Raw genomic sequence first — 20,301 nt, 5'->3', positions numbered from 1 at the left:
CGGCCAGTCTGGGGCGCAAGAACCCCGTTCTCAGGCCGGACGGATCAGTCCGCCAGCGAATAGCAGAAATCGATGCACGATGCGACCTTGAGGAACCGGTTGGGGCAGTGGCTTGAGCCCTCCCGCCGTAGCGATGTTCCCCCGTTCATGGTGATGGACGTGATGGCCGCGGCGGCCCGGATCGAGGCGGCCGGGGGCCATGTCATCCACATGGAGGTTGGCCAGCCCGCCGCCGGCGCGCCGAAGACCGCGATTGCGGCCGCCCATGCGGCGCTCGAGGCAGGGCGGATCGATTATACCTCCGCGCTGGGCATCCCCTCCTTGCGCGCGCGCATCGCGCGGCATTATCGCGATGCCTATGGCTGCGATGTCAGCCCCGAGCGAATCGTGGTGACCACCGGCTCCTCCGGCGGGTTCATTCTGGCTTTCCTGGCGATGTTCGAGCCGGGCGACCGCGTCGCCGTGACGGTGCCGGGTTATCCGCCGTACCGTCATATTCTCACCGCGCTCGGCTGCGAGCCGGTGCTGATCGAGACTACGAACGAGACGCGCCATGCGCTGACCGGCGAGGCGCTGCTGGTCGCCCATCGCAAGGCGCCGCTGAAGGGCGTGCTGGTCGGCAGCCCGGCCAATCCGACCGGGACCATGATGTCCCGCGAGGCGCTCGCAGGCCTGATCGCTGCGGCGCAAGACGCGGGCATCCGTTTCATCTCGGACGAGATCTATCACGGGCTCGACTACGCGTTTCCCGCGGTGACGGCTGCGGCGCTGTCGGACCACGCGCTCGTGATCAACTCGTTCTCGAAGTATTTCTGCATGACGGGCTGGCGCGTCGGCTGGATGGTCGTGCCCGAGATTCTGGTGCGGCCGATCGAGCGGCTGCAGCAGAACCTGTCGATCTCGGTGCCGTCGCTGTCGCAGATCGCGGCCGAAGCGGCCTTCGACGGCGCGGCCGAGATGGAGGAGATCAAGCACGGCTATCAGGAAAACCGGCGCATCCTGATCGAGGGATTGCCCAAGGCCGGCCTGACCAGGTTTCTGCCGGCCGACGGCGCGTTCTATCTCTATGCGGATGTCTCGGATTTCACCTCAGACAGTTTCGACTTCGCCAAGCAGATGCTCGAACAGGCCCATGTCGCGGTCACGCCGGGGCTCGATTTCGATCCCATCCATGGCCGTTCATTCATACGGCTCTCTTATGCGCGTTCGGCTGCGGAGATGCGGGAAGCAGTTGACCGGATCGCTCACTGGCTTAAATAGCCGCCAGTTTTCGACAGCCTTCTGGAGTGCAACTTGTCTGACCGTTCCGTCCCGTCTACCGCCACGCATTCTCCTCTCGCCGCATTGATGTGGCCAGTCCGGCCCGGTGAAACCGTCGGCGCCTTGCGCGCCGTCGTGCTGATTGCGCTCGGCACCGCCTTGATGGCGCTGTCAGCCAAGGTGAACCTGCCGCTGCCTTACGTGCCCATGACATTGCAGACGCTGGTCGCGTTGATGATCGGCGCCGCCTATGGCTGGCGGCTTGGCAGCGCAACCATGATTGCCTACCTCGCCGAGGGCGCAATGGGCCTGCCGGTGTTCGCCGGTCCCGTTGGTGGAATCGCACCGCTGGTCGGCCCGACCGCGGGCTATCTGTTCGGCTTCATTGGCGCCGCCTTCGTCACCGGCTGGCTCGCCGAGCGCGGCTGGGATCGCAGCGTCATGCTGCTGTTTGCGGCCATGGCCGTCGGCCACATCCTCATTCTGGCCGCGGGCTTTGGCTGGCTGGCCTTTGGCCTCGGCCTTGGCGCCGCAAAGGCTTGGCAGGTCGGCCTGATGCCGTTCGTTGCGGCGTCGTTGGTCAAGAACGCGCTGGGCGCGACGTTGATGCCGGCGATACGCCGGGTGGTCGATCGCGGGTAAAGCGCGCAATAACGAGCAGTTCCGATTGACAGGGCCGGCCAAGTTGATCTTGGCTGGCCCGGCGTTTTGAGGGGGAGTGAAACAATGACGACGACAACGATGGTGGGGGCGCCGGTCGCGCCGCCCGCCGCCAAGCCGTGGTACAAGGTACTTTATATCCAGGTGCTGATCGCGATCGTGCTCGGCGCCATCGTCGGCTGGCTCTGGCCGTCAGTCGCCACCAATGAGTGGATCAAGGCACTCGGCGATGGCTTCATCAAGCTGATCAAGATGGTGATCGCGCCGATCATCTTCTGCACCGTGGTCTCGGGCATCGCCCATATCCAGGATGCCAAGAAGGTCGGCCGCATCGGCGTCAAGGCGCTGGTCTATTTCGAGATCGTCTCGACCTTCGCGCTGGTGATCGGACTCATCATCGGCAATCTGGTGAAGCCGGGTGCGGGCTTCGGCGGCGCCGCCGCCAACGCGCAGGCCGTCGCCAACTACGCCAAGCAGGCCGAAGGCCAGAGGTCGGTCGACTTCGTGCTGCACATCATTCCGGACACCGTCGTCGGCGCTTTCGCGCAAGGCGAGATCCTGCAGGTGCTGCTGTTCTCGGTGCTGTTCGGCTTCGCCATCATGGGGCTCGGCGAACGCGGCCACACCATCCGCAGTTTCATCGACGACGCCGCGCATGCGGTGTTCGGCGTCATCTCCATCGTGATGCGCGCGGCGCCGATCGGCGCCTTCGGCGCGATGGCCTACACCATCGGCAAGTTCGGCACCGGGGCGATCCTCAACCTGATCGGCCTGATAGCGACATTCTACCTGACTGCGGCGCTGTTCGTGTTCGTCGTGCTCGGTATCATCGCGCGCTTCGCGGGCTTCTCCATCTTCAAGTTCCTCGCCTACATCAAGGACGAGCTGCTGATTGTGCTCGGCACCTCGTCCTCGGAAAGCGCGTTGCCGTCCTTGATGGAAAAGCTTGAGCGCCTGGGCTGCTCCAAATCGGTGGTCGGCCTCGTGGTGCCCACGGGCTATTCGTTCAATCTCGACGGCACCAACATCTACATGACGCTGGCGACCTTGTTCATCGCGCAGGCGCTGGGCTTCGATCTCACCTTCGGCCAGCAGCTCACCATTCTGGTGGTGGCGATGCTGACCTCGAAGGGCGCCTCCGGTATCACGGGCGCGGGCTTCATCACGCTGGCGGCGACGCTCGCCGTGGTCGATCCGCGCCTCGTGCCGGGCATGGCGATCGTGCTCGGCATCGACAAGTTCATGAGTGAGTGCCGCGCGCTGACCAATCTGTGCGGCAACGGCGTTGCCTGCGTGATCGTCGCCTGGTGGGAGGGCGAACTCGATCGCGACAAGCTCAACGCCAACCTCGCCAGGCAGATCGATCCGACCGACATGGAAACGGCTGTCACGACGGACTGATCTGCATTTGACGGTGCCGGGCGCCGTCAGATCTTGAAGTAATAGGGCTGGTCGAGATCCTCGATCAGCCCTTTTTCTTGCGGCGACCAGCCGAGAGCAGCACGCGTCTTCGCGCTCGAGGTCGGAACGTCGGCGCCCGCGAACTGTGCGAACCAGCCGAAATGCGCGGTCGCTTCCTCGGGCGATTGGGACACCACGGGCACGCCGAGCCGCCGGCCGATCACTTCCGCAATCGCCTTGAACGGCACGCCTTCCTCGGCGATCGCGTGATAGTGCTTCGCGGTTGCGCCTTGCTCCAGCGCCAGCCGGTAGACGCGCGCGGCATCGAAGCGGTGCGCGGCGGGCCAGCGGTTGCTGCCATCGCCGACATAGACCGATACGCCTTTCTGGCGCGCGAGGTTGATCAGGATCGGAACGAAGCCGTGGTCGCCCTCGCCATGCGTGGAGGGCGGAAGACGCACAACGGCGGCGCGGACGCCGGCCAGCGACAGCGCGGTCGCTTCCGACACGCGCGGAAAGCGCTGCGCCGACACATCGTCCTCGGTGGCGAGGCGGCCGGGCGCAAGCAGCGCGACGCCGGAGGTGACGATGAGAGGGCGACCGGAGCCCTTGAGCTCCTCGCCGATCGCCAGGATCGCGTGGCGGTCGAGCTCGCAATTGTCCAGAAACTTCGAGAAGTCGTGGTTGAAGCCGAGGTGCAGGACGCCGTCGGAGGCGGCCGCGCCGCTGCGCAAGGACGCGTGATCCTCCAGCGAGCCGCGGTGGATCTCGGCGCCCATCGCGGCGAGCGTCGCGGCTCCCGCGTCGGAGCGGGCGAGGCCCGTGACCCGGTGGCCGGCAGCGATCAGGTCGCGAACGACGGCGGAGCCGACGAAGCCGGTGGCGCCAGTGACGAAAACACGCATGAGTATCTCCAGGGTTGGTGGAGACGACCATCCGCGCTAGGATTATCCGGGTAAAGTAGTGACATTATCGGGGTATAATAGCTAACAGGATGAGCGAGACCGCTTCAGCCGAAAACCTGCTCGGGGCCTACCTCAAGGACCGCCGCACCCGGCTCGATGCCACCGCGTTCGGCTTCGCGGGTAGCCGCAGGCGTACGCCGGGACTCCGCCGCGAGGAGGTGGCGCAGCGCGCCAATATCAGCCCGACCTGGTACACTTGGCTCGAGCAGGGCCGCGGCGGCGCGCCGTCGCCCGATGTGCTCGACCGCATCGCGCGAGCGCTGATGCTGACCGATGTCGAGCGCGAGCACCTGTTCCTGATCGGCCTCGGCCGTCCGCCCGAGGTGCGCTACCAGGCGAGCGAAGGCGTCTCGCCGCGGTTGCAGCGGGTGCTCGATGCGTTCGCGTTCAGCCCGGCGCTGGTGCGGACCGCGACCTGGGACGTCGTCGCCTGGAATCGTGCCGCAAGCGCCGTGCTGACCGACTACGGCGCGATCCCGCCGGGACAGCGCAACATCCTGCGCTTCATCTTCTGCGATCCGCGCGTGCGCGCCGCGCAATACGATTGGGACAGCGTGGCGCGCTTCGTGGTCGCGGCTTTCCGGGCGGACGCCGCGCGGGCCGGCGCAGTCTCGCATGTCGCCAATTTTGTCGACGAGCTGTGCCGGACCAGCCCGGAATTCGCCGCGCTCTGGCGCGACAATGACGTGCGTTACCACGGCGACGGCACCAAGCGGCTGCGGCACCCCGTTCACGGCACGATGTCGTTCGAATATTCGAGCTTTATCGTCGAGGGACGCTCCGATCTCAGCATGATCGTCTACAACCCCGCGACTCCCGACGACGCCGAACGCATCAGGACACTGCTCGCCGAGCGCGCCGACTGACGGAAGTTGCGAACTCGCGCGTTCAACCTGCATCTGGCGACGCGCACGCGGTGCTTGCCGTCAACCCTGATCTAGAATCGCTCCGGCCGGTACGGCGTCGGATCGATCGCCGGTGTTTCGCCGCTCATCATCTCGGCGAGGAGGCGCCCGGTCGCGGGTCCCAGCGTAAAGCCCTGGTGGCCGTGGCCGAAGTTCATCCAGAGGCCGGGATGGCGTGGGGCGGGGCCGAGCACCGGCAGCATATCGGGCGTGCAGGGGCGGGTGCCGAACCATGGGTCGGGCTCGACCCGCTTGCCGAGGTCGATCAGCTCGCGCGCGGAGGCTTCCGCGCTGGCGAGCTGCACGGGCGTTGCGAGCGCGTCCAGGCCCGTCAACTCCGCGCCGGTGGTGATGCGGATACCCTTCGCCATCGGACCCATGGCGTAGCCACCGGCCTTGTCGACCAGCGGCAGATCGAGCGAGGCGCCACCGCTGTAATGCATGTGGTAGCCGCGCTTGCGCACCAGCGGAATGCGATATCCGAATTTGAGCAGGAGATCGGGCGACCACGGCCCGAGCGTCACCACGGCGTTGGCGGCGTCGACCCGCCCATGGTCTGTCTTGACCGACCAGCCGGTGGCGGTCTGCTGCAGGCTTTGGGCATCACCGAGCACGATGGCGCCGCCGAGGCGCTCAAACAGATTGGCATAGGCCGTGACCAGCGCGCCGGGATCAGACACGGTCCAGGTGTCGAGCCAATGGATCGCGCCGGGCAGGTCGTCGCGCAGGACAGGTTCGGCCTGGGCGAGCTCGGCGCCCGAGAGCGCACGAAACCTCACGCCGAATTCGCGCTGGTCCTCTTCCGCCGCCTTGACGGCAAGATCGAACGAGGCAGCGTCGCGATGCAGGTGCCGGTATCCCGCGCGGCGGATCAGATTGTCGGCATGGGCTTCGCGAATGAGGATGTCGTGCTCCGCCGTCGCGTAGGCGATCAGCCGTGCCCAGGCGTCGATCGCCTCACGATGTCGCTTCGGCGCCGAATGCCACCAATAGCGGAGCAGGGGTTCGATATGAAGATGAAGAGATGACAGGCTGTAACGCACGTCGTTGGTGCGGCCGGTCGCGATCTTCAGGAGCGTGGCGAGGTCGCGCGGCATCGGATAGGGGCGCACCGCTTCCGCCTGGATCATGCCGGCATTGCCGTAGCTGGTCTCACGGCCCGGCTCCCTGCGGTCGATCAGCGTGACGGACCAGCCGCGCTGCTGGAGGTGCAGCGCCGCGCTGACGCCGATCATGCCGCCGCCGAGGACGATCGCGCTTTGCATCGGAAGAAATTCTCCTGTCAGGCCGTCTGCGGCATGAGCTTCGGCTGGGCCGTGTTGATGGTTGCGGCGACCACGACTGATAACGCCGTCATCGCCACGAGAAAGCCGAAGGCGGCATCGAACGATCCGGTTCCGGTCACGATGAAGCCGATGGCCACGGGTGCGACGAAGCCCGCGCTCTGGCCGCCGAGATTGACCATGCCGATGCCGGATCCGATCTGGTCGTCGCGGAGCAGCTTGGTCGGAAGCGCAATCACCGAGGCCAGTACGAAGGATTTGAAGAAATAGACCACCGACTGGTAGGTGATCAGCATCGCGATCGTCTCCGCCTTGTACATGGCGTAGAGGAAGATGCCGGTCAATGCGGAGGCGCCGATCAGCAGATATTTTTCGCGCTCGGCGAAGAAGGTCGTCATCACCCAGCCGCCGATCGCGGTCGCGATCGTCGCCATCACGAACGGGATCGGCGCCACGATGCCGACGGTCTTGAGGTCGAGCCCGCGCTGCTGGAGCAGATAGAGCGGCATCCAGGAATCCAGGCCCTTGTTGACGCAGCTGAGGCCGAACCACACCACCATCAGCTGCCACAGCAGCGGATTCTTCATGAGCTCGCGCATCGGCGCACGGCTCTCGGCCTTCGCCCCCGACAGGTTCGGATCGTTCGCGCCCAGGCGGCCCAGATACGGGACGAAGACGAAATAGGCGACCGCAAAGACGATGCCTGCAATGCCGATCGCGTTGAAGGCATGGCGCCAGCCGAGCCAGAGGATCAACGGCGCCATGATCAGCGGCGCGATCATGCTGCCGGCATAGTTGGACGACAGCAGCAGCGCCGACATCTTCGGCCGGCTGTCCTTGTTGAACACCTCCGCGACTGCGCGGATGCTCGCCGGCGGGAAGCCGCCCTCGGCGATACCGAATAGGAAGCGGATCGCGATCAGTGAGGTGAGCGACCAAGCAAGGCTCGTGAACGCCGTGAACAGCGACCACATCACGATGGTGATGATCACCACATATTTCGATCCGAAGCGGTCGGAGAGCCATCCGCCCGGCACCTGCATCGCGGCGTAGCCGAGGAAGAACGCGCTGATGACAATGCCGAGATCTGCGGCCTGGAGGTTGAAGTCCTTGCCGATCTGCGCCAGCGCCAGCGAGATCGCCGCGCGGTCGACATAGGAGATGCAGTAGGCGACGTAGAGCAGGACGAATGCGATGACGCTGGTCTTCCTCGGCAATTCCGTCATCCTCGTCTCCATCGCGCCGCCAGGGCTGGTTTCGGTCGTTGCCGAGTTCAGGTCATGCCCGAGTTCTGATCATTCCCACGTTCTTCATTCCCAAGTCAGGAAGCCGGGTGCAGCCGAGAGCGGCGGCGCCACGGCAAGCCGGGCCAGATCGGGCGCCGGCCGGCACAATTGCGCGTCGCCGGCGAACGCTGCTTCGAGGCTCGCGGCCACCGCGAGCACGGCGGCGTCGCCGCCACGCTGACCGACGATCTGCAGGCCGAAAGGCAGCCCGGCTTCATCGAGGCCGAGAGGAATGCTGATGGCGGGATGGCCGGGAAGCGTCACGGCATAAGCGAGCGCCAGCCAATGGAAGTAGGATTTCGTTGGCACCCCGTCGATCTCCGCGGGATGGGGCTCCGACCACGGCCGCGGACTGAGCGTGATGGTGGGGCTGATCAGCACGTCGCAGCTTTCGAAGAAGCTTTGCCAGGCGCGATAGATCCGCGTCTGCGTCGTTGCGGCGCGCGCGTGATCTTCGAGCGTGTAGCCGAGGCCTTCCTCGACATTGGCGCGGACATTGGGCCCGAGCATCTCGGGCCGCTCCTTGTAGTTCTTACCATGCGTCGCCAGGAACATGCCGGCACGCAGCACGGCGAAGGCGTCATCGGCGCCGGAGCAATCCGGCGTCGCCTCGCGGCATTCGGCGAAGAGAGGTGCAAGCTTGCTCACGCGCTGACGGAACACGCGCCGGATGGTCTGCTCGGTCGGGGCGAAGCCGAAGTCTTCGGTGAAGGCCAGGCGCAGCCTGCCGAGTTCTGCGGGGCGCGGCGCGGCCCAGCGTTCGGCATGCCCGCGCACAGGCTCGCCGGGCAGCGTATAGGCGAGCGGATCGCGGGCATCGTCGCTCGCCATCACCGACAGCATCAGCGCGGTGTCGGCGACATTGCGCGCCATCGGCCCGTCGGTCGACAAATTGGACCAGCCGAACACGCGCTTCTCGCTGGCGACGAGGCCGAAGGACGGGCGCATGCCGACAATGCCGGCGAAGCCGGCCGGATTGCGCAAGGAGCCGCCGGTGTCCGAGCCCGAGGCGAGCGGAGCCATGCCGCAGGCGAGCGCCACCGCCGAGCCGCCGGAGGAGCCGGCCGCCGAGCGCATCGGATCGAACGGATTGCCGGTCGCCCCGAACACGGGGTTGCGGGTGTTGCCGCCGGCCGCCCATTCCGGTGTGTTGGTCTTGCCGAAGATGATGGCGCCAGCCGCGCGCAGCCGTGCCACCGAGCCCTGGTCAGCGAGTGGGACGTTGTCCCTCAGCAACGGGCTGCCACAGGTGGTGCGCAGTCGAGCGGTGTCCTGGGTGTCCTTGATGAGAACGGGGAGCCCGTGGAGGGCGCCATGATCCTCACCGCGCAGGATGGCGGCCTCGGCTTCCTTGGCAGCGGCGCGAGCGCCAGGCTCGTCCAGTGTCACGACGGCATTGACGGCGGGATTGACGGTGGCGATCCGCGACAGGCACGACTCCAGCAGCTCGACGGGCGAGATGTCCCGGGCGGACAGGCGGCGGCGCAGCTCAACGGCGCTGGAATCGCAAAGGTCGGACAATGCCAATCCCTTTCAAAATTTGAAAACGATTTAGCATATCGGAAAGTGGAGGCCGCGCACCAATATTCGTCAGAACCGGCCATTTCATGCACAAATGCTGGTTTGCCTGCCCAAACGGCGGCCAGATGCGGAACCCAGGGCCGGCTTCAGTCGAAAAGATTAGGTGGATCGATCAAACAATTTTTCGGCCGCCGTGATAACCTTGCTGGATGAGCGAGATCGTGACGACGCCGGAGGGCGCCAACTCCCAGCTGGGCCAATGCCTCAAGGCTGCCCGCCAGGCGCGGGGGCTGACGCTCAAGCAGGTGGCGGAGCGGACCGGCATGGCGCTGTCGACCCTGTCCAAGGTCGAGAACGGTCTGATGTCGCTGACCTACGACAAGCTGCTCCAGCTCACCTCCGGCTTGAAGATGGAGATCGCCGAGCTGTTCAATCCGGTGCCCCCGCGTCCCGAGCAGAGCAGACCGGTCACGGCGCGACGGAGCATCAGCCGTGCCGGGCAGGGGCAGGTGATCACGACCGGATTCTACACCTACACCTATCAATGCACCGATCTGATCGGCAAACGCATGGTGCCGATCCTGGCCGAAGTCAGGGCGCGCTCGCTGGAGGAGTTCGGTCCGCTGCTGCGCCACGCCGGCGAGGAATATTTCGTGGTGACGAGCGGACGCGTTGCCGTCCACACCGAGTTCTACGCGCCGGAGATCCTGGGCGAGGGCGACGGCATTTATCTCGACAGCACCATGGGCCACGCCTACCTCAACGCCGGCGAAGGGCCTGCTGCGACAGGCGTCTGCCTTTGCACCAGCGAAGCGCCTGACCTCTACGATCAGCTCCGCCGGATCGCATCGCGCGACGTGGCGCCGATCGAAGGCGATCCACCGTCGCTCTGAACAGCAAAGAGAGCGTGGAACGAAAAACGCCCGGCCGAAGCCGGGCGTTTTTGATTGGGGCTCGTCTATTCGCCGCCGCCGAAGCGGCGCGACCACCAGCCGGCGCGACGCGGTGCGGCCGAGGTTTCGCTTGCCGCTGCGGGCGCGGGCTCCGGAGCCGGTGCGGGCGGGGCAACCGGCTCGGCCGCCTGCGCGATCGGTGCCGGTTCACTCTGGCTGCTCGACAGGAAGCTCACCTTTTCCCGAACCGTCGAACGGCGTCGTGCGGCCTTGTCGTCGGCGTGCTCTTCGTCCGCGGCAGCAGGAGCCGGCTCAGGCCTGGCCGTTGCCTCAATCCGTGCTTCGGCCCGCGGCTCAGGCTGGGTGACCTGAGGTTCCGACGTGTGCTCGGCCTGCGCGATCGAGGGCGCAGCCTCGCCGCTAAAACCGTCGAAATCGGCGACTGCATCGGTCGCTTCCGACGGCGCACTGGCCGCGAGCTCGTCGCCGATGGAGCCGGCGAGACCTTCCTCGCCAGGACCACGACGCCGACGTCCGCCACGGCGACCACGCCGGCGACGGCGATCGGCGCTGCCCTGCTGCTCGCCACGGGCTCCCTGTTCCTCGCCTTCCTCGCCATCCGGCTCGGCCTCGGCATCCTCTTCGCCTTCGCCGGCCGCCACGGCCGTCTCGGCAAGAGCGGGAGCGCCATCCTCGCGCGTCTCCTCGTCGCGCGGGCCACCGCGACCGCGGCGGCGACGGCGACGCTTGCGGCGCTGGCCGTCCTGCTCGGTAGCGGCGTCGCCTGCGGTCTGCTCCTCGGCGAGACCTTCGGTTTCTTCGGTCTCGACCTCGGATTCGGTCTCCGGATCGAACTCCTCGTCGTCATAGGCCTCTTCGACCAGGGGCGGCGGGCTTGCGGCCGCCTGCGCCGCCAGCAGAGCCTTGGCGGCTTCCAGCGTATGCACCTGCTCGCCGCGGTCGATGACATAGGCCTGCGGCCCGTTGACGCTCGGGTCGGCGATGACCGACAACGTGACCTTGAAGCCGTTCTCGAGGTCGCGCAGATGGCCGCGCTTGTGGTTCAGCACATAGAGCGCGACGTCGGTGCGGGTGCGGACCACCAGATTGTGGGTTGCGCCCTTCATCAGGATCTCTTCGAGGCCGCGCAGCAATTGGAGCGCAACCGAGGACACCGAGCGCACATGGCCGGTGCCACCGCAATGCGTGCAGGGATCGGTCGAGGACTCCAACACGCTGGCGCGGATGCGCTGGCGTGACATTTCGAGCAGGCCGAAATGCGAGATGCGTCCGACCTGGATCCGCGCGCGGTCCTGCCGGAGGCAATCGGACAGCTTGCGCTCGACCGCGCGGTTGTTGCGCTTCTCGTCCATGTCGATGAAGTCGATGACGATCAGGCCGGCGAGATCGCGCAGCCGAAGCTGACGCGCGACCTCCTCGGAGGCTTCGAGATTGGTCTTGAGCGCGGTGTCCTCGATATGATGCTCGCGCGTCGAACGACCGGAGTTGACGTCGATCGAGACCAGCGCTTCGGTCTGGTTGATGACGATGTAGCCGCCGGAGCGCAGTTGCACGGTCGGGGAGAACATCGCATCCAGCTGGCTTTCGACGCCCATGCGCGAGAACAGCGGCTGGCCGTCGCGATACTGCTTCACCGCGCTCACATTGGCGGGCATCAGCATCTTCATGAAGTCGCGCGCTTCACGGTAACCGGATTCACCGGCAACTGAGATCTCGTCGATCTCCTTGTTGTAGAGGTCGCGCAGCGAGCGCTTGATCAGCGAGCCTTCCTCGTAGACGAGGGTCGGGGCCTGCGACTTCAGCGTCATGTCGCGCACCGTCTCCCACATCCGGATCAGGTACTCGAAATCGCGCTTGATCTCGGGCTTGGTGCGGGCGGCGCCAGCGGTGCGCAGAATGATCCCCATGCCCTCGGGCACGTCGAGATCCTGCACCACTTCCTTTAGGCGCGAACGGTCCTGCGCGCTCGTGATCTTGCGGCTGATGCCGCCGCCGCGCGCGGTGTTCGGCATCAAGACGGCATAGCGGCCGGCGAGCGAGAGGTAGGTCGTCAGCGCCGCGCCCTTGTTGCCGCGCTCTTCCTTGACGACCTGCACCAGCATCACCTGGCGGCGCTTGATGACTTCCTGGATCTTGTACTGGCGGCGGGGACGGAAGGTGCGCTCCGGCACTTCTTCCAGCACATCGTCGCCGCCGACGGATTCAACGACGTCCTCTTCGGCTTCCTCGTCGTCCTCGTCTTCGTCGTCATCCTCGGCCGTCGCTTCGGATTCGTGATGCGGAGCCTGCGTGCTCTCGCCGGGGGCGTACACGGCGTCGGCAGGCTCAGTAGCCGACGTCACGGCCTCGGCAAGATCGTCGGCGTGTACGTCGGAGGCAACCTCCTGCGGCTCGGCAACGGCCTCTGTGGCGACCGCGGGCTCGGCGCCGATCGCTGCGACAGGCGCCGGTGTCTCGTCGGCATGATCATGGTCGTGATGGTCGTGCTCGCCATGATGATCGTGGTCGCCATGGTCGTGGGCGTGATGATCGTCACCATGGGCATGATGATGGTCGTCGTGGTCATGCCCTTCGTGGTCATGTGCTTCGTGGCCGTGATGATCGTGGCCTTCGTGCTCGCCGTGATGCTCTGCGCCGGCGTGCAGGTGCTCGCCCTCGTGCGAAGCGCCTTCGGGCAGGGCCTCGCCCTGGACCTGCCGGGCCGCGGGATCGCTGCCTTCGACGACGTCGCTGCGGACGCGCTCGCCATGGCTACGGCGGCGGGAATTGCGGTGGCGGGAGCGGCGGCGGCCCTGGGAGCGGTTCTCGCTCTCTTCCTCGGCCTCGCGATGGGCCTGCTCCTCGGCTTCGATCAGCGCCTGCCGGTCGGCAACCGGGATCTGGTAGTAGTCGGGATGGATTTCGCTGAAGGCGAGGAAGCCGTGGCGGTTGCCGCCATATTCGACGAAAGCGGCCTGGAGCGAGGGTTCGACCCTTGTGACCTTGGCGAGGTAGATATTCCCGCGCAGTTGCTTGCGTTGCGCGGTCTCGAAATCAAACTCTTCGACGCGATTGCCGCGGACCACGACGACCCGGGTCTCTTCCGGGTGGGTGGCATCGATCAACATCTTGTTGGGCATGTCTTAACTCTTGGCGGCGGCGGGCGCGATTCACCGTGGGCGCCATCAGCGCTGCCGGGTGACGCGACGGTCCACCTGATTCGGGGGTGAGGGGAAGGCCGAAACGCCGTCTCTCGCGCCTTGCCGAACCGGACGCCGGAGGACCAAAGTGGCGCGCGGAATTTTCACTCCGCAGCGTCGCGAATGGTCCTTCAGAATTGGTCGGCACAGTCTGGCGCATCAAGCGTCGGCCCGTATGAAACATTGGGCGGCGGGGCCGCCCCTCAATCAGTTGCTGTTGGCCAGGCATGGCGCGAGCGCGCTCGCCTTGGGTATTACGAACCGCTCCCTTGGGATTAAGGGATCGGGTAACGGGTTGCGCCGCTGTCAGAACCGTCCCGGAAACGTGGTGGTAACCGGGAACCGTCCGCCGCCGGGGCTTGCCCCGCTCCACCTTGCTGCCGCGCACCGCGCTGGACTTAGAGGGGAACGGAAAAACGCTGGAATTCCCAAACCTTGAGAGTTCCGGCGCTGCACCGGGAGGCTGAATGCGACACAACCGGAAATATCGGCCGTCAGCATTCCGTACATACGTGGATTGGGCCATCCGTGCAAGGAGCGTCGCACGGCGGTCACAGTCAGCGAGTTTCGCGTCTCTGTCATTAAGGATCGTTTAACCGTGTGGTTCTATTGCGTTAAAGAGGCTGCTCGGAGGCACGGAATCGGTGGCGAGCCGCGCAAATCAAAGGATCTTGCTAGGATGCGTGCTGCTCTGCGCGGCAGCATTGCCCTGTGCCGATTCCTCGCGCCTGAAGGCTGCGGAAAGTCAGCCTCAACCCGCTGTTGCATCAGTGAATTTCCCGATGGCTTCGGCCGCCCGGCTGGCCGGTGACGGCAGGCAAACCCGCTTTGTCCTCGACATCGACCAGACCGTTAGCTTCCGCGCCGTCACCTTGGCCGACCCGTATCGGGTGGTGGTCGACGTCCCCCAGGTCAATTTTCAACTTCCCGCCGGCACCGGGTCCGGCGGACGCGGACTGGTCAAGGCCTTCCGCTATGGGCTGGTGATGCCCGGCGGCTCCCGAATCGTGTTCGACCTGACGGGCCCGGCCAAGATCGCCAATTCCTACGTGGTGGAGGCCGCCAACGGTCAGCCCGCGCGGCTGGTGCTCGAACTGGAGGAGGTCGAGCGCACCGCCTTCGTGCCGTCGCTGGCTCCGGAAAATCGTCCTGAGCTGCGGCCGGCAATTGCCGATCCGCCGCCCGCGACGGTTCCCGCATCTGCACATCCTGAAGCCGGGCAGAAGGCCGATGGCCGCGCGGTGGTTGTCATCGATCCCGGCCATGGCGGCATCGACAATGGCACCCAGTCGAGCGGCGAGAGCGAGAAGAATCTGGTGCTGGCCTTTGGCCTGGCTCTGCGCGAACGGCTGGAAAAGACCGGCAAATTTCGCGTGGTGATGACACGCGACGACGACACCTTCATCCCGCTCAACGACCGGGTCAAAGTCGCCCGCAGCCTCAAGGCGGCGTTGTTCGTCTCGATCCATGCCGACGCTCTGCCGCGCGCCGAGGGCGATGCGCAGGGCGCGACCATCTACACGTTGTCCGACAAGGCCTCCGACGCCGAGGCGCAGCGGCTGGCGGATGCGGAAAACCGGGCGGACGCCATCGCCGGCTTCAACCTCGCGGAGGAGCCGACCGATGTCGCCGACATCCTGATCGATCTCACCCAGCGGGAAACCCGCACCTTTTCAAGTCGTTTTGCCCACCTGTTGATGGGCGAAATGAAGTCGACCGTGCGGATGCACAAGCATCCCCTGAAATCGGCCGGCTTCCGGGTGCTGAAGGCGCCCGACGTGCCGTCGGTCCTGGTCGAGATCGGCTATGTCTCCAACAAGGGCGACCTCGAGCATCTGGTCTCGGAAGGATGGCGTTCGCGTGCCGTGGGCTCGATGGCACAGGCGATCGACGGGTTTTTGGCCAAGCGGATGGCCACGGCCGGATCGTCAAATTGACGACCGGAGGATCGTCGAATTGAGAAGGGATTTTCCGTCCCGCCGCAAAAGCCCTAGTTTGGCCACAGCGGGCGCTTTATAAAAACGCCGCAGGGGGTTCCGGAATCGGCGAGAATCCCGCTCGGCAAGCGTCTTGGGTCCGGCACCGATAGTATTGAGTAAGGCCGGTGAATTCGCGATGGTTTGGCGCCTGTTTCGGGTGCCAGGGCTGATCTTTGGGCTGATCCAGAGTTTGAACGGATAAACAGATAATGCGCTTGCTGGTGCGGTTCATGGGCTTCCTGTTCGCCGCGGGAACGGTGTTGTTCCTTGTCGGGGTCGGTGCCGTCGCAGGCCTGATCTGGCATTTCTCCAAGGACTTGCCGGACTACTCTCAGCTTCAGGATTACGAGCCGCCGGTGATGACCCGCGTGCACGCGACCGACGGCTCGCTGCTCGGCGAATACGCCAAGGAGCGGCGGCTTTACCTGCCGATCCAGGCGGTGCCGAAACTCGTGATCAACGCCTTCCTCGCGGCCGAGGACAAGAATTTCTACGAGCATGGCGGCATCGACTACACCGGCATGGCGCGCGCCGGCGTGGTCTACATCCAGAACTACGGCTCCAACCGCCGGCCGCAGGGCGCTTCGACGATCACCCAGCAGGTCGCCAAGAACTTCCTTCTGACCAACGAGGTCTCCTTCGCGCGCAAGATCAAGGAAGCCTTGCTGGCCATGCGGATCGAGAAGACCTACTCGAAGGACAAGATCCTCGAGCTGTATCTGAATGAAATCTATCTGGGTCTCGGCGCCTACGGAATCGCGGCTGCGTCGCTGGTTTATTTCGACAAGTCGGTGAACGAGCTGACGGTGGCGGAAGCGTCCTATCTCGCGGCGCTGCCGAAGATGCCTGCGACGCTGCATCCCGTCCGCAACCGCGACCGCGCCATCGAGCGCCGTAACTACGTGATCGATCGTCTCGTTGAGAACGGCTGGGTCAAGCAGGCCGACGCCGACAAGGCGCGCAAGGAGCCGCTGGTCGTTACCAGCCGCTCCAATGGCGCCCACACCTTCGCCGGCGAATATTTCGCCGAGGAAGTGCGCCGCGACATCTTCGAGCGCTATGGCGAGAAGAAACTTTACGAGGGCGGCCTCTCGGTCCGCACTACGCTCGATCCCAAGATTCAGGTCATGGCGCGCAAGACCATGGTCGCCGGTCTCGTCAACTATGACGAGCAGCAGGGCTATCGCGGCGCCATCAGCAAGCTCGACATTTCGGGCGACTGGGGCGTGAAGCTCGCCGAGATCAAGTCTCTGTCCGATATCTCGCCATGGCGCATGGCCGTGGTGCTGGAGACCAGCGATCAGTCGGCGCGCATCGGCTTCCAGCCGAGCCGCGAGCTCGGCGGCGCCATCAGCAAGCAGCGCGAGACCGGCCTCATCACGCTCGACGGCATCAAATGGGCAAGAGCGGCCTCCGGGGCTGCGAAGGGTAGGGCGGCAAGCGCAGTGTCGCAGGTGCTCCAGCCCGGCGACGTGATCTACGCCGATCCGCTGTACAAGGACGCCCAGCCCGTCGAAGGTCAGTACCGGCTGCGCCAGATCCCCGAAGTGTCCGGCGCGATGGTGGTGATGGACCCCTGGACCGGTCGCGTGCTGGCGATGGTCGGCGGCTTCTCGTTCGACCAGAGCCAATTCAACCGCGCCACGCAGGCCTATCGGCAGCCCGGTTCGTCGTTCAAGCCGATCGTCTACTCGGCCGCGCTCGACAACGGCTATACGCCTTCGACTGTCGTGCTCGACGCCCCGATCGAAATCGACCAGGGCCAGGGCGCGGGCGTGTGGCGGCCTGAAAACTTCTCCTCGGGCAAGTTCCAGGGGCCGGTGACGCTGCGCAACGCGCTGCGGCAGTCGCTCAACACGGTGACGGTGCGCCTCGCCCAGGACATCGGCATGCCCCTGATCGGCGAATATGCCCGCCGCTTTGGCGTCTATGACGAACTGCCGAACTATCTGTCCTACGCGCTCGGCGCCGGCGAGACCACGGCGATGCGCATGGTCACGGCATATTCGATGCTCGCCAATGGTGGCCGCCGGGTGAAGCCGACCCTGATCGACCGCATCCAGGATCGCTACGGCCACACCATCTTCAAGCACGACCAGCGCGAATGCCGCGGCTGCGACGCGCCGGGTGGTTGGAAGAACCAGAACGAGCCGCAGCTGATTGACCGCCGCGAGCAGGTGCTGGATTCCATGACCGCCTATCAGATCACCGAGCTGATGGAAGGCGTGGTCCAGGCCGGTACCGCGACCGTGGTCAAGCAGGTCGGCAAGCCGATCGCCGGCAAGACCGGCACCACCAACGAGGCCAAGGACGCCTGGTTCGTCGGTTTCTCGCCCGACGTCGCCGTCGCCATCTACATGGGCTACGACAAGCCGCGTCCGCTCGGCAAGGGTAACGCCGCGACCGGCGGTCATCTCGCAGCTCCCATCGCACGCGACTTCCTCCAGCTCGCGCTCGCCGACAAGCCCGCGGTCCCGTTCAAGGTGCCGGCCGGCATCAAGCTGGTGCGCGTCGTCGCCAAGACCGGCATGCGCGCCGGTCCGGGCGAGACCGGCGGAACCATCCTCGAAGCCTTCAAGCCGGGCACGGCGCCGCCGGATAATTATTCGGTCATCGGCGTTGCCGATGCCGACGGCCGGACGCCGGCGTCGCAGCAGCAGCAGCCGGATTCCGGTTTCTTCATGCGGCCGGGCACCGGCGGGCTGTACTAAGGCTTAGGACAAGACAGACGTTCGTCGCCGCGGCGGTTGCGCTTTTCAGCCGCCGCCGCTACATCCCGTTGTCATTAGACGCGGAACAATTCCGCGAGACCAGAGAACCACATGCGCGCCGAAATCGAACGGTTGGTAGAAGAGATCAAGCAGTCGGTCGGGCTGCTGAGGAGGCATCTTTGACGTCGAGAAATCGACGGCGCGCCTCGCTGAGCTGAACAAGCTCGCAGAAGATCCCAACCTCTGGAACGATCCCCAGAAAGCCCAGAAATTGATGCAGGAGCGCACCTCGCTTGAGGACTCGCTCTCCGGCATCGGTAAGGTCGAGCAGGAGCTCGAAGACGACATCGGCATGATCGAGCTCGGCGAAGCCGAGGGCGATGAGGGCGTCGTCAAGGAAGCCGAAGCCGCACTGAAGAGCCTCAAGAAGGAAGTCGCCCGGCGCGAGCTCGAGGCGCTGCTGTCGGGAGAGGCCGACGGTTTCGATTCCTATCTCGAAGTGCATGCCGGCGCCGGTGGCACCGAGAGCCAGGACTGGGCGCAGATGCTGCTCCGCATGTACTCGCGCTGGGCCGAAACCCACGGCTTCAAGGTCGAGGTGCTGGAAGAGTCCGAGGGCGAAGAGGCCGGCATCAAGTCCGCGACGATCCAGGTCTCCGGCCACAATGCCTATGGCTGGCTCAAGACCGAGGCGGGCGTGCACCGCCTGGTGCGGATCTCGCCATTCGATTCCAACGCGCGGCGGCACACCTCGTTCTCGTCCGTCGCTGTGTTTCCGGTGATCGACGACACCATCAAGATCGACATCAAGGAATCGGACGTCCGCGTCGACACCATGCGCTCAGGCGGCGCCGGCGGCCAGCACGTCAACAAGACCGAGTCCGCGGTGCGGCTGACGCATATCCCGACCGGCGTCGCCGTGGTCTGCCAGGCCGGCCGCTCGCAGCACAAGAACAAGGCGCAGGCCTGGGACATGCTGCGCGCACGGCTTTATCAGATCGAGCTGAAGCGGCGTGAAGAGAAGGCCGCCGCCGACCAGGCCGCCAAGACCGACATCGGCTGGGGCCACCAGATCCGCTCCTACGTGCTCCAGCCCTACCAGATGGTGAAGGATCTGCGCACCGGTGTGCAGACCTCCGATACATCAGGCGTTCTCGGTGGCGATCTCGACGACTTCATGGCCGCGACCCTGGCGCAGCGCGCCTTCGGCACTCCCGGCGCCGACATCGAGGACGTCGACTGATGCCCCGGATCGCCTTCATCGGGCTTGGGCGGATGGGCCATGGCATGGCCGGCCGCTATCTCGATGCCGGCTTCACGGTGACGGTTTGGAATCGCAGCAAAACAAAAGCGGAAGACCTGATCGCGCGCGGCGCGCTGTGGGCGACCTCGCCTGAGGACGCGGCGATCGACGCCGACGCGGTCGTGACGATGGTCGCCGATGACGAGGCCTCGCGCGCGGTCTGGCTCGGGCCCGAGGGCGCAGCCAAGACGGCGAAATCAGGCACCATCGCGATCGAATGCTCCACCGTTTCCTATGACCACGCCCGCGAGATGGGCCGCGAAATGAATGCGCGCGGGCTAATCTATATCGATTGCCCCGTGACGGGATTGCCGGATGCGGCAGCGAGCGGAAAGCTGACGCTGCTCGTTGGTGCCGATCCCGCCGATCTCGAACGCGCGCGGCCCTATCTGACACCGATCGGCTCGACCATCCGCCATTTCGGCGCGGTCGGTGCCGGCACCGTCTACAAGCTGATCAATAATCTGATGGGCGCGATCCAGATCGCCGGCCTCGCTGAGGGACTCGCCATCGCCGAGCAGGCCGGGCTCGACATGAATCTGGTGCTGGAATCAATTCAGGCGGGCGTCGCCGCAAGCCCGCAGGTGCAGCGCCACTCCAAGCGCATGGTCGCCCGCGATTTTTCCGGCGCAACGTTCACGGCGGCGCTGCGGCACAAGGATGCCGCCTACGCAGTGAAGCTCGCCGAGAGCCTGCTGGCCGACAAGCCGCTGGTCGCGCGCGCCGCCGTCGAGGCCTACGCGCAGGCGAAGGCTGCGATGCCTGACGACGATGAAGGCAAGATGATCGAGCTGGTGTCGCGGCCGAAGAAGCCGTCCTAGCGGATCACATCGACATGGGGCAGCGTCGTTTGCCTCGTTCGCACGTTGGTCTTGTAAACGGATGCGTCATCGGAAATCGGGTGGCGCTGTTCGCAGGATCGTCCTAGGCGGCT

General features: G+C 65.5%; 14 protein-coding genes. 9 read left to right on the top strand and 5 right to left on the bottom strand.

The features are described from left to right. Positions 1-72: 72 nt before the first annotated feature. The 3 genes from AC0L30_RS19065 to AC0L30_RS19055 all read left to right on the top strand — a co-directional run bounded on the left by AC0L30_RS19065 (position 73) and on the right by AC0L30_RS19055 (position 3,321). The gene (locus tag AC0L30_RS19065) at positions 73-1,260 is read left to right on the top strand and encodes a pyridoxal phosphate-dependent aminotransferase (RefSeq protein ID WP_007591605.1); all 1,188 of its coding nucleotides are present in this window, start codon (positions 73-75) and stop codon (positions 1,258-1,260) included. 87 nt (positions 1,261-1,347) lie between these two features. Continuing rightward, on the top strand, positions 1,348-1,902 hold the full coding sequence (locus AC0L30_RS19060; RefSeq protein WP_035992783.1) for a biotin transporter BioY: 555 nt from the start codon (positions 1,348-1,350) through the stop codon (positions 1,900-1,902). An 84-nt stretch (positions 1,903-1,986) separates the two neighbouring features. Continuing rightward, positions 1,987-3,321: a dicarboxylate/amino acid:cation symporter gene (locus tag AC0L30_RS19055; RefSeq protein WP_007591601.1), complete on the top strand. Its 1,335-nt coding sequence runs from the start codon at positions 1,987-1,989 to the stop codon at positions 3,319-3,321. Positions 3,322-3,347: 26 nt separating this feature from the next. Here the strand turns inward: AC0L30_RS19055 and AC0L30_RS19050 are convergent, their stop codons facing one another. Beyond that, positions 3,348-4,226, bottom strand: coding sequence for an SDR family oxidoreductase (locus tag AC0L30_RS19050; RefSeq protein WP_007591600.1), 879 nt, complete (start codon positions 4,224-4,226; stop codon positions 3,348-3,350). Positions 4,227-4,315: 89 nt separating this feature from the next. On the opposite strand from AC0L30_RS19050, the gene AC0L30_RS19045 reads away from it, so the two are divergent. Beyond that, on the top strand, positions 4,316-5,152 hold the full coding sequence (locus AC0L30_RS19045) for a helix-turn-helix transcriptional regulator (protein WP_007591599.1): 837 nt from the start codon (positions 4,316-4,318) through the stop codon (positions 5,150-5,152). 71 nt (positions 5,153-5,223) lie between these two features. Here the strand turns inward: AC0L30_RS19045 and AC0L30_RS19040 are convergent, their stop codons facing one another. The 3 genes from AC0L30_RS19040 to AC0L30_RS19030 all read right to left on the bottom strand — a co-directional run bounded on the left by AC0L30_RS19040 (position 5,224) and on the right by AC0L30_RS19030 (position 9,281). Continuing rightward, on the bottom strand, positions 5,224-6,456 hold the full coding sequence (locus AC0L30_RS19040) for an NAD(P)/FAD-dependent oxidoreductase (RefSeq protein ID WP_473404967.1): 1,233 nt from the start codon (positions 6,454-6,456) through the stop codon (positions 5,224-5,226). A 17-nt stretch (positions 6,457-6,473) separates the two neighbouring features. Then, positions 6,474-7,700, bottom strand: a complete 1,227-nt coding sequence (locus AC0L30_RS19035; protein WP_007591597.1) for an MFS transporter — start codon at positions 7,698-7,700, stop codon at positions 6,474-6,476. A gap of 84 nt (positions 7,701-7,784) precedes the next feature. After that, positions 7,785-9,281 carry an amidase gene (locus tag AC0L30_RS19030; RefSeq protein WP_473404966.1) on the bottom strand — a complete coding sequence of 499 codons (1,497 nt, stop codon included), beginning with the start codon at positions 9,279-9,281 and terminating at the stop codon, positions 7,785-7,787. Positions 9,282-9,490: 209 nt separating this feature from the next. On the opposite strand from AC0L30_RS19030, the gene AC0L30_RS19025 reads away from it, so the two are divergent. Next, positions 9,491-10,174 carry a helix-turn-helix domain-containing protein gene (locus AC0L30_RS19025; protein WP_007591591.1) on the top strand — a complete coding sequence of 228 codons (684 nt, stop codon included), beginning with the start codon at positions 9,491-9,493 and terminating at the stop codon, positions 10,172-10,174. Between the two features lie 65 nt (positions 10,175-10,239). Here AC0L30_RS19025 and AC0L30_RS19020 read toward each other — a convergent pair whose 3' ends face one another. Continuing rightward, positions 10,240-13,314, bottom strand: a complete 3,075-nt coding sequence (locus AC0L30_RS19020) for an Rne/Rng family ribonuclease (RefSeq protein ID WP_007591589.1) — start codon at positions 13,312-13,314, stop codon at positions 10,240-10,242. A gap of 704 nt (positions 13,315-14,018) precedes the next feature. Here AC0L30_RS19020 and AC0L30_RS19015 point away from each other — a divergent pair. From AC0L30_RS19015 to AC0L30_RS19000, 4 genes are all read left to right on the top strand, one after another. Beyond that, entirely contained in the window at positions 14,019-15,311 is a 1,293-nt protein-coding gene (locus tag AC0L30_RS19015; protein ID WP_473404965.1) for an N-acetylmuramoyl-L-alanine amidase, read from the top strand. A gap of 251 nt (positions 15,312-15,562) precedes the next feature. Next, positions 15,563-18,064, top strand: coding sequence for a penicillin-binding protein 1A (locus AC0L30_RS19010; protein ID WP_007591587.1), 2,502 nt, complete (start codon positions 15,563-15,565; stop codon positions 18,062-18,064). A 111-nt stretch (positions 18,065-18,175) separates the two neighbouring features. Next, positions 18,176-19,307, top strand: a protein-coding gene (gene prfB / locus AC0L30_RS19005) for a peptide chain release factor 2 (protein ID WP_007591586.1) whose coding sequence is annotated in 2 segments (ribosomal slippage) — positions 18,176-18,244 and positions 18,246-19,307 — 1,131 coding nt in all. Because the reading frame shifts where the segments join, the coding sequence is not laid out codon by codon here. Continuing rightward, positions 19,307-20,188, top strand: coding sequence for an NAD(P)-dependent oxidoreductase (locus AC0L30_RS19000; protein WP_007591584.1), 882 nt, complete (start codon positions 19,307-19,309; stop codon positions 20,186-20,188). The genes prfB and AC0L30_RS19000 overlap by 1 nt, the downstream gene beginning before the upstream one ends. The last annotated feature ends 113 nt before the right edge of the window (positions 20,189-20,301 follow it).

The organism is Bradyrhizobium sp. MI1.11 (assembly GCF_055811255.1).
The sequence above is the reverse complement of the archived record's forward strand: the minus strand, read 5'-3'. Positions and strand labels throughout refer to the sequence as shown.

Coding starts and splice junctions, on each gene's coding strand:
- AC0L30_RS19025 (WP_007591591.1), top strand. CDS start 9,491: ATGAGCGAGATCGTGACGACGCCGGAGGGCGCCAACTCCCAGCTGGGC.
- AC0L30_RS19010 (WP_007591587.1), top strand. CDS start 15,563: ATGCGCTTGCTGGTGCGGTTCATGGGCTTCCTGTTCGCCGCGGGAACG.
- AC0L30_RS19035 (WP_007591597.1), bottom strand. CDS start 7,700: ATGACGGAATTGCCGAGGAAGACCAGCGTCATCGCATTCGTCCTGCTC.
- AC0L30_RS19065 (WP_007591605.1), top strand. CDS start 73: ATGCACGATGCGACCTTGAGGAACCGGTTGGGGCAGTGGCTTGAGCCC.
- AC0L30_RS19040 (WP_473404967.1), bottom strand. CDS start 6,456: ATGCAAAGCGCGATCGTCCTCGGCGGCGGCATGATCGGCGTCAGCGCG.
- AC0L30_RS19055 (WP_007591601.1), top strand. CDS start 1,987: ATGACGACGACAACGATGGTGGGGGCGCCGGTCGCGCCGCCCGCCGCC.
- AC0L30_RS19045 (WP_007591599.1), top strand. CDS start 4,316: ATGAGCGAGACCGCTTCAGCCGAAAACCTGCTCGGGGCCTACCTCAAG.
- AC0L30_RS19020 (WP_007591589.1), bottom strand. CDS start 13,314: ATGCCCAACAAGATGTTGATCGATGCCACCCACCCGGAAGAGACCCGG.
- AC0L30_RS19000 (WP_007591584.1), top strand. CDS start 19,307: ATGCCCCGGATCGCCTTCATCGGGCTTGGGCGGATGGGCCATGGCATG.
- AC0L30_RS19050 (WP_007591600.1), bottom strand. CDS start 4,226: ATGCGTGTTTTCGTCACTGGCGCCACCGGCTTCGTCGGCTCCGCCGTC.
- AC0L30_RS19060 (WP_035992783.1), top strand. CDS start 1,348: ATGTGGCCAGTCCGGCCCGGTGAAACCGTCGGCGCCTTGCGCGCCGTC.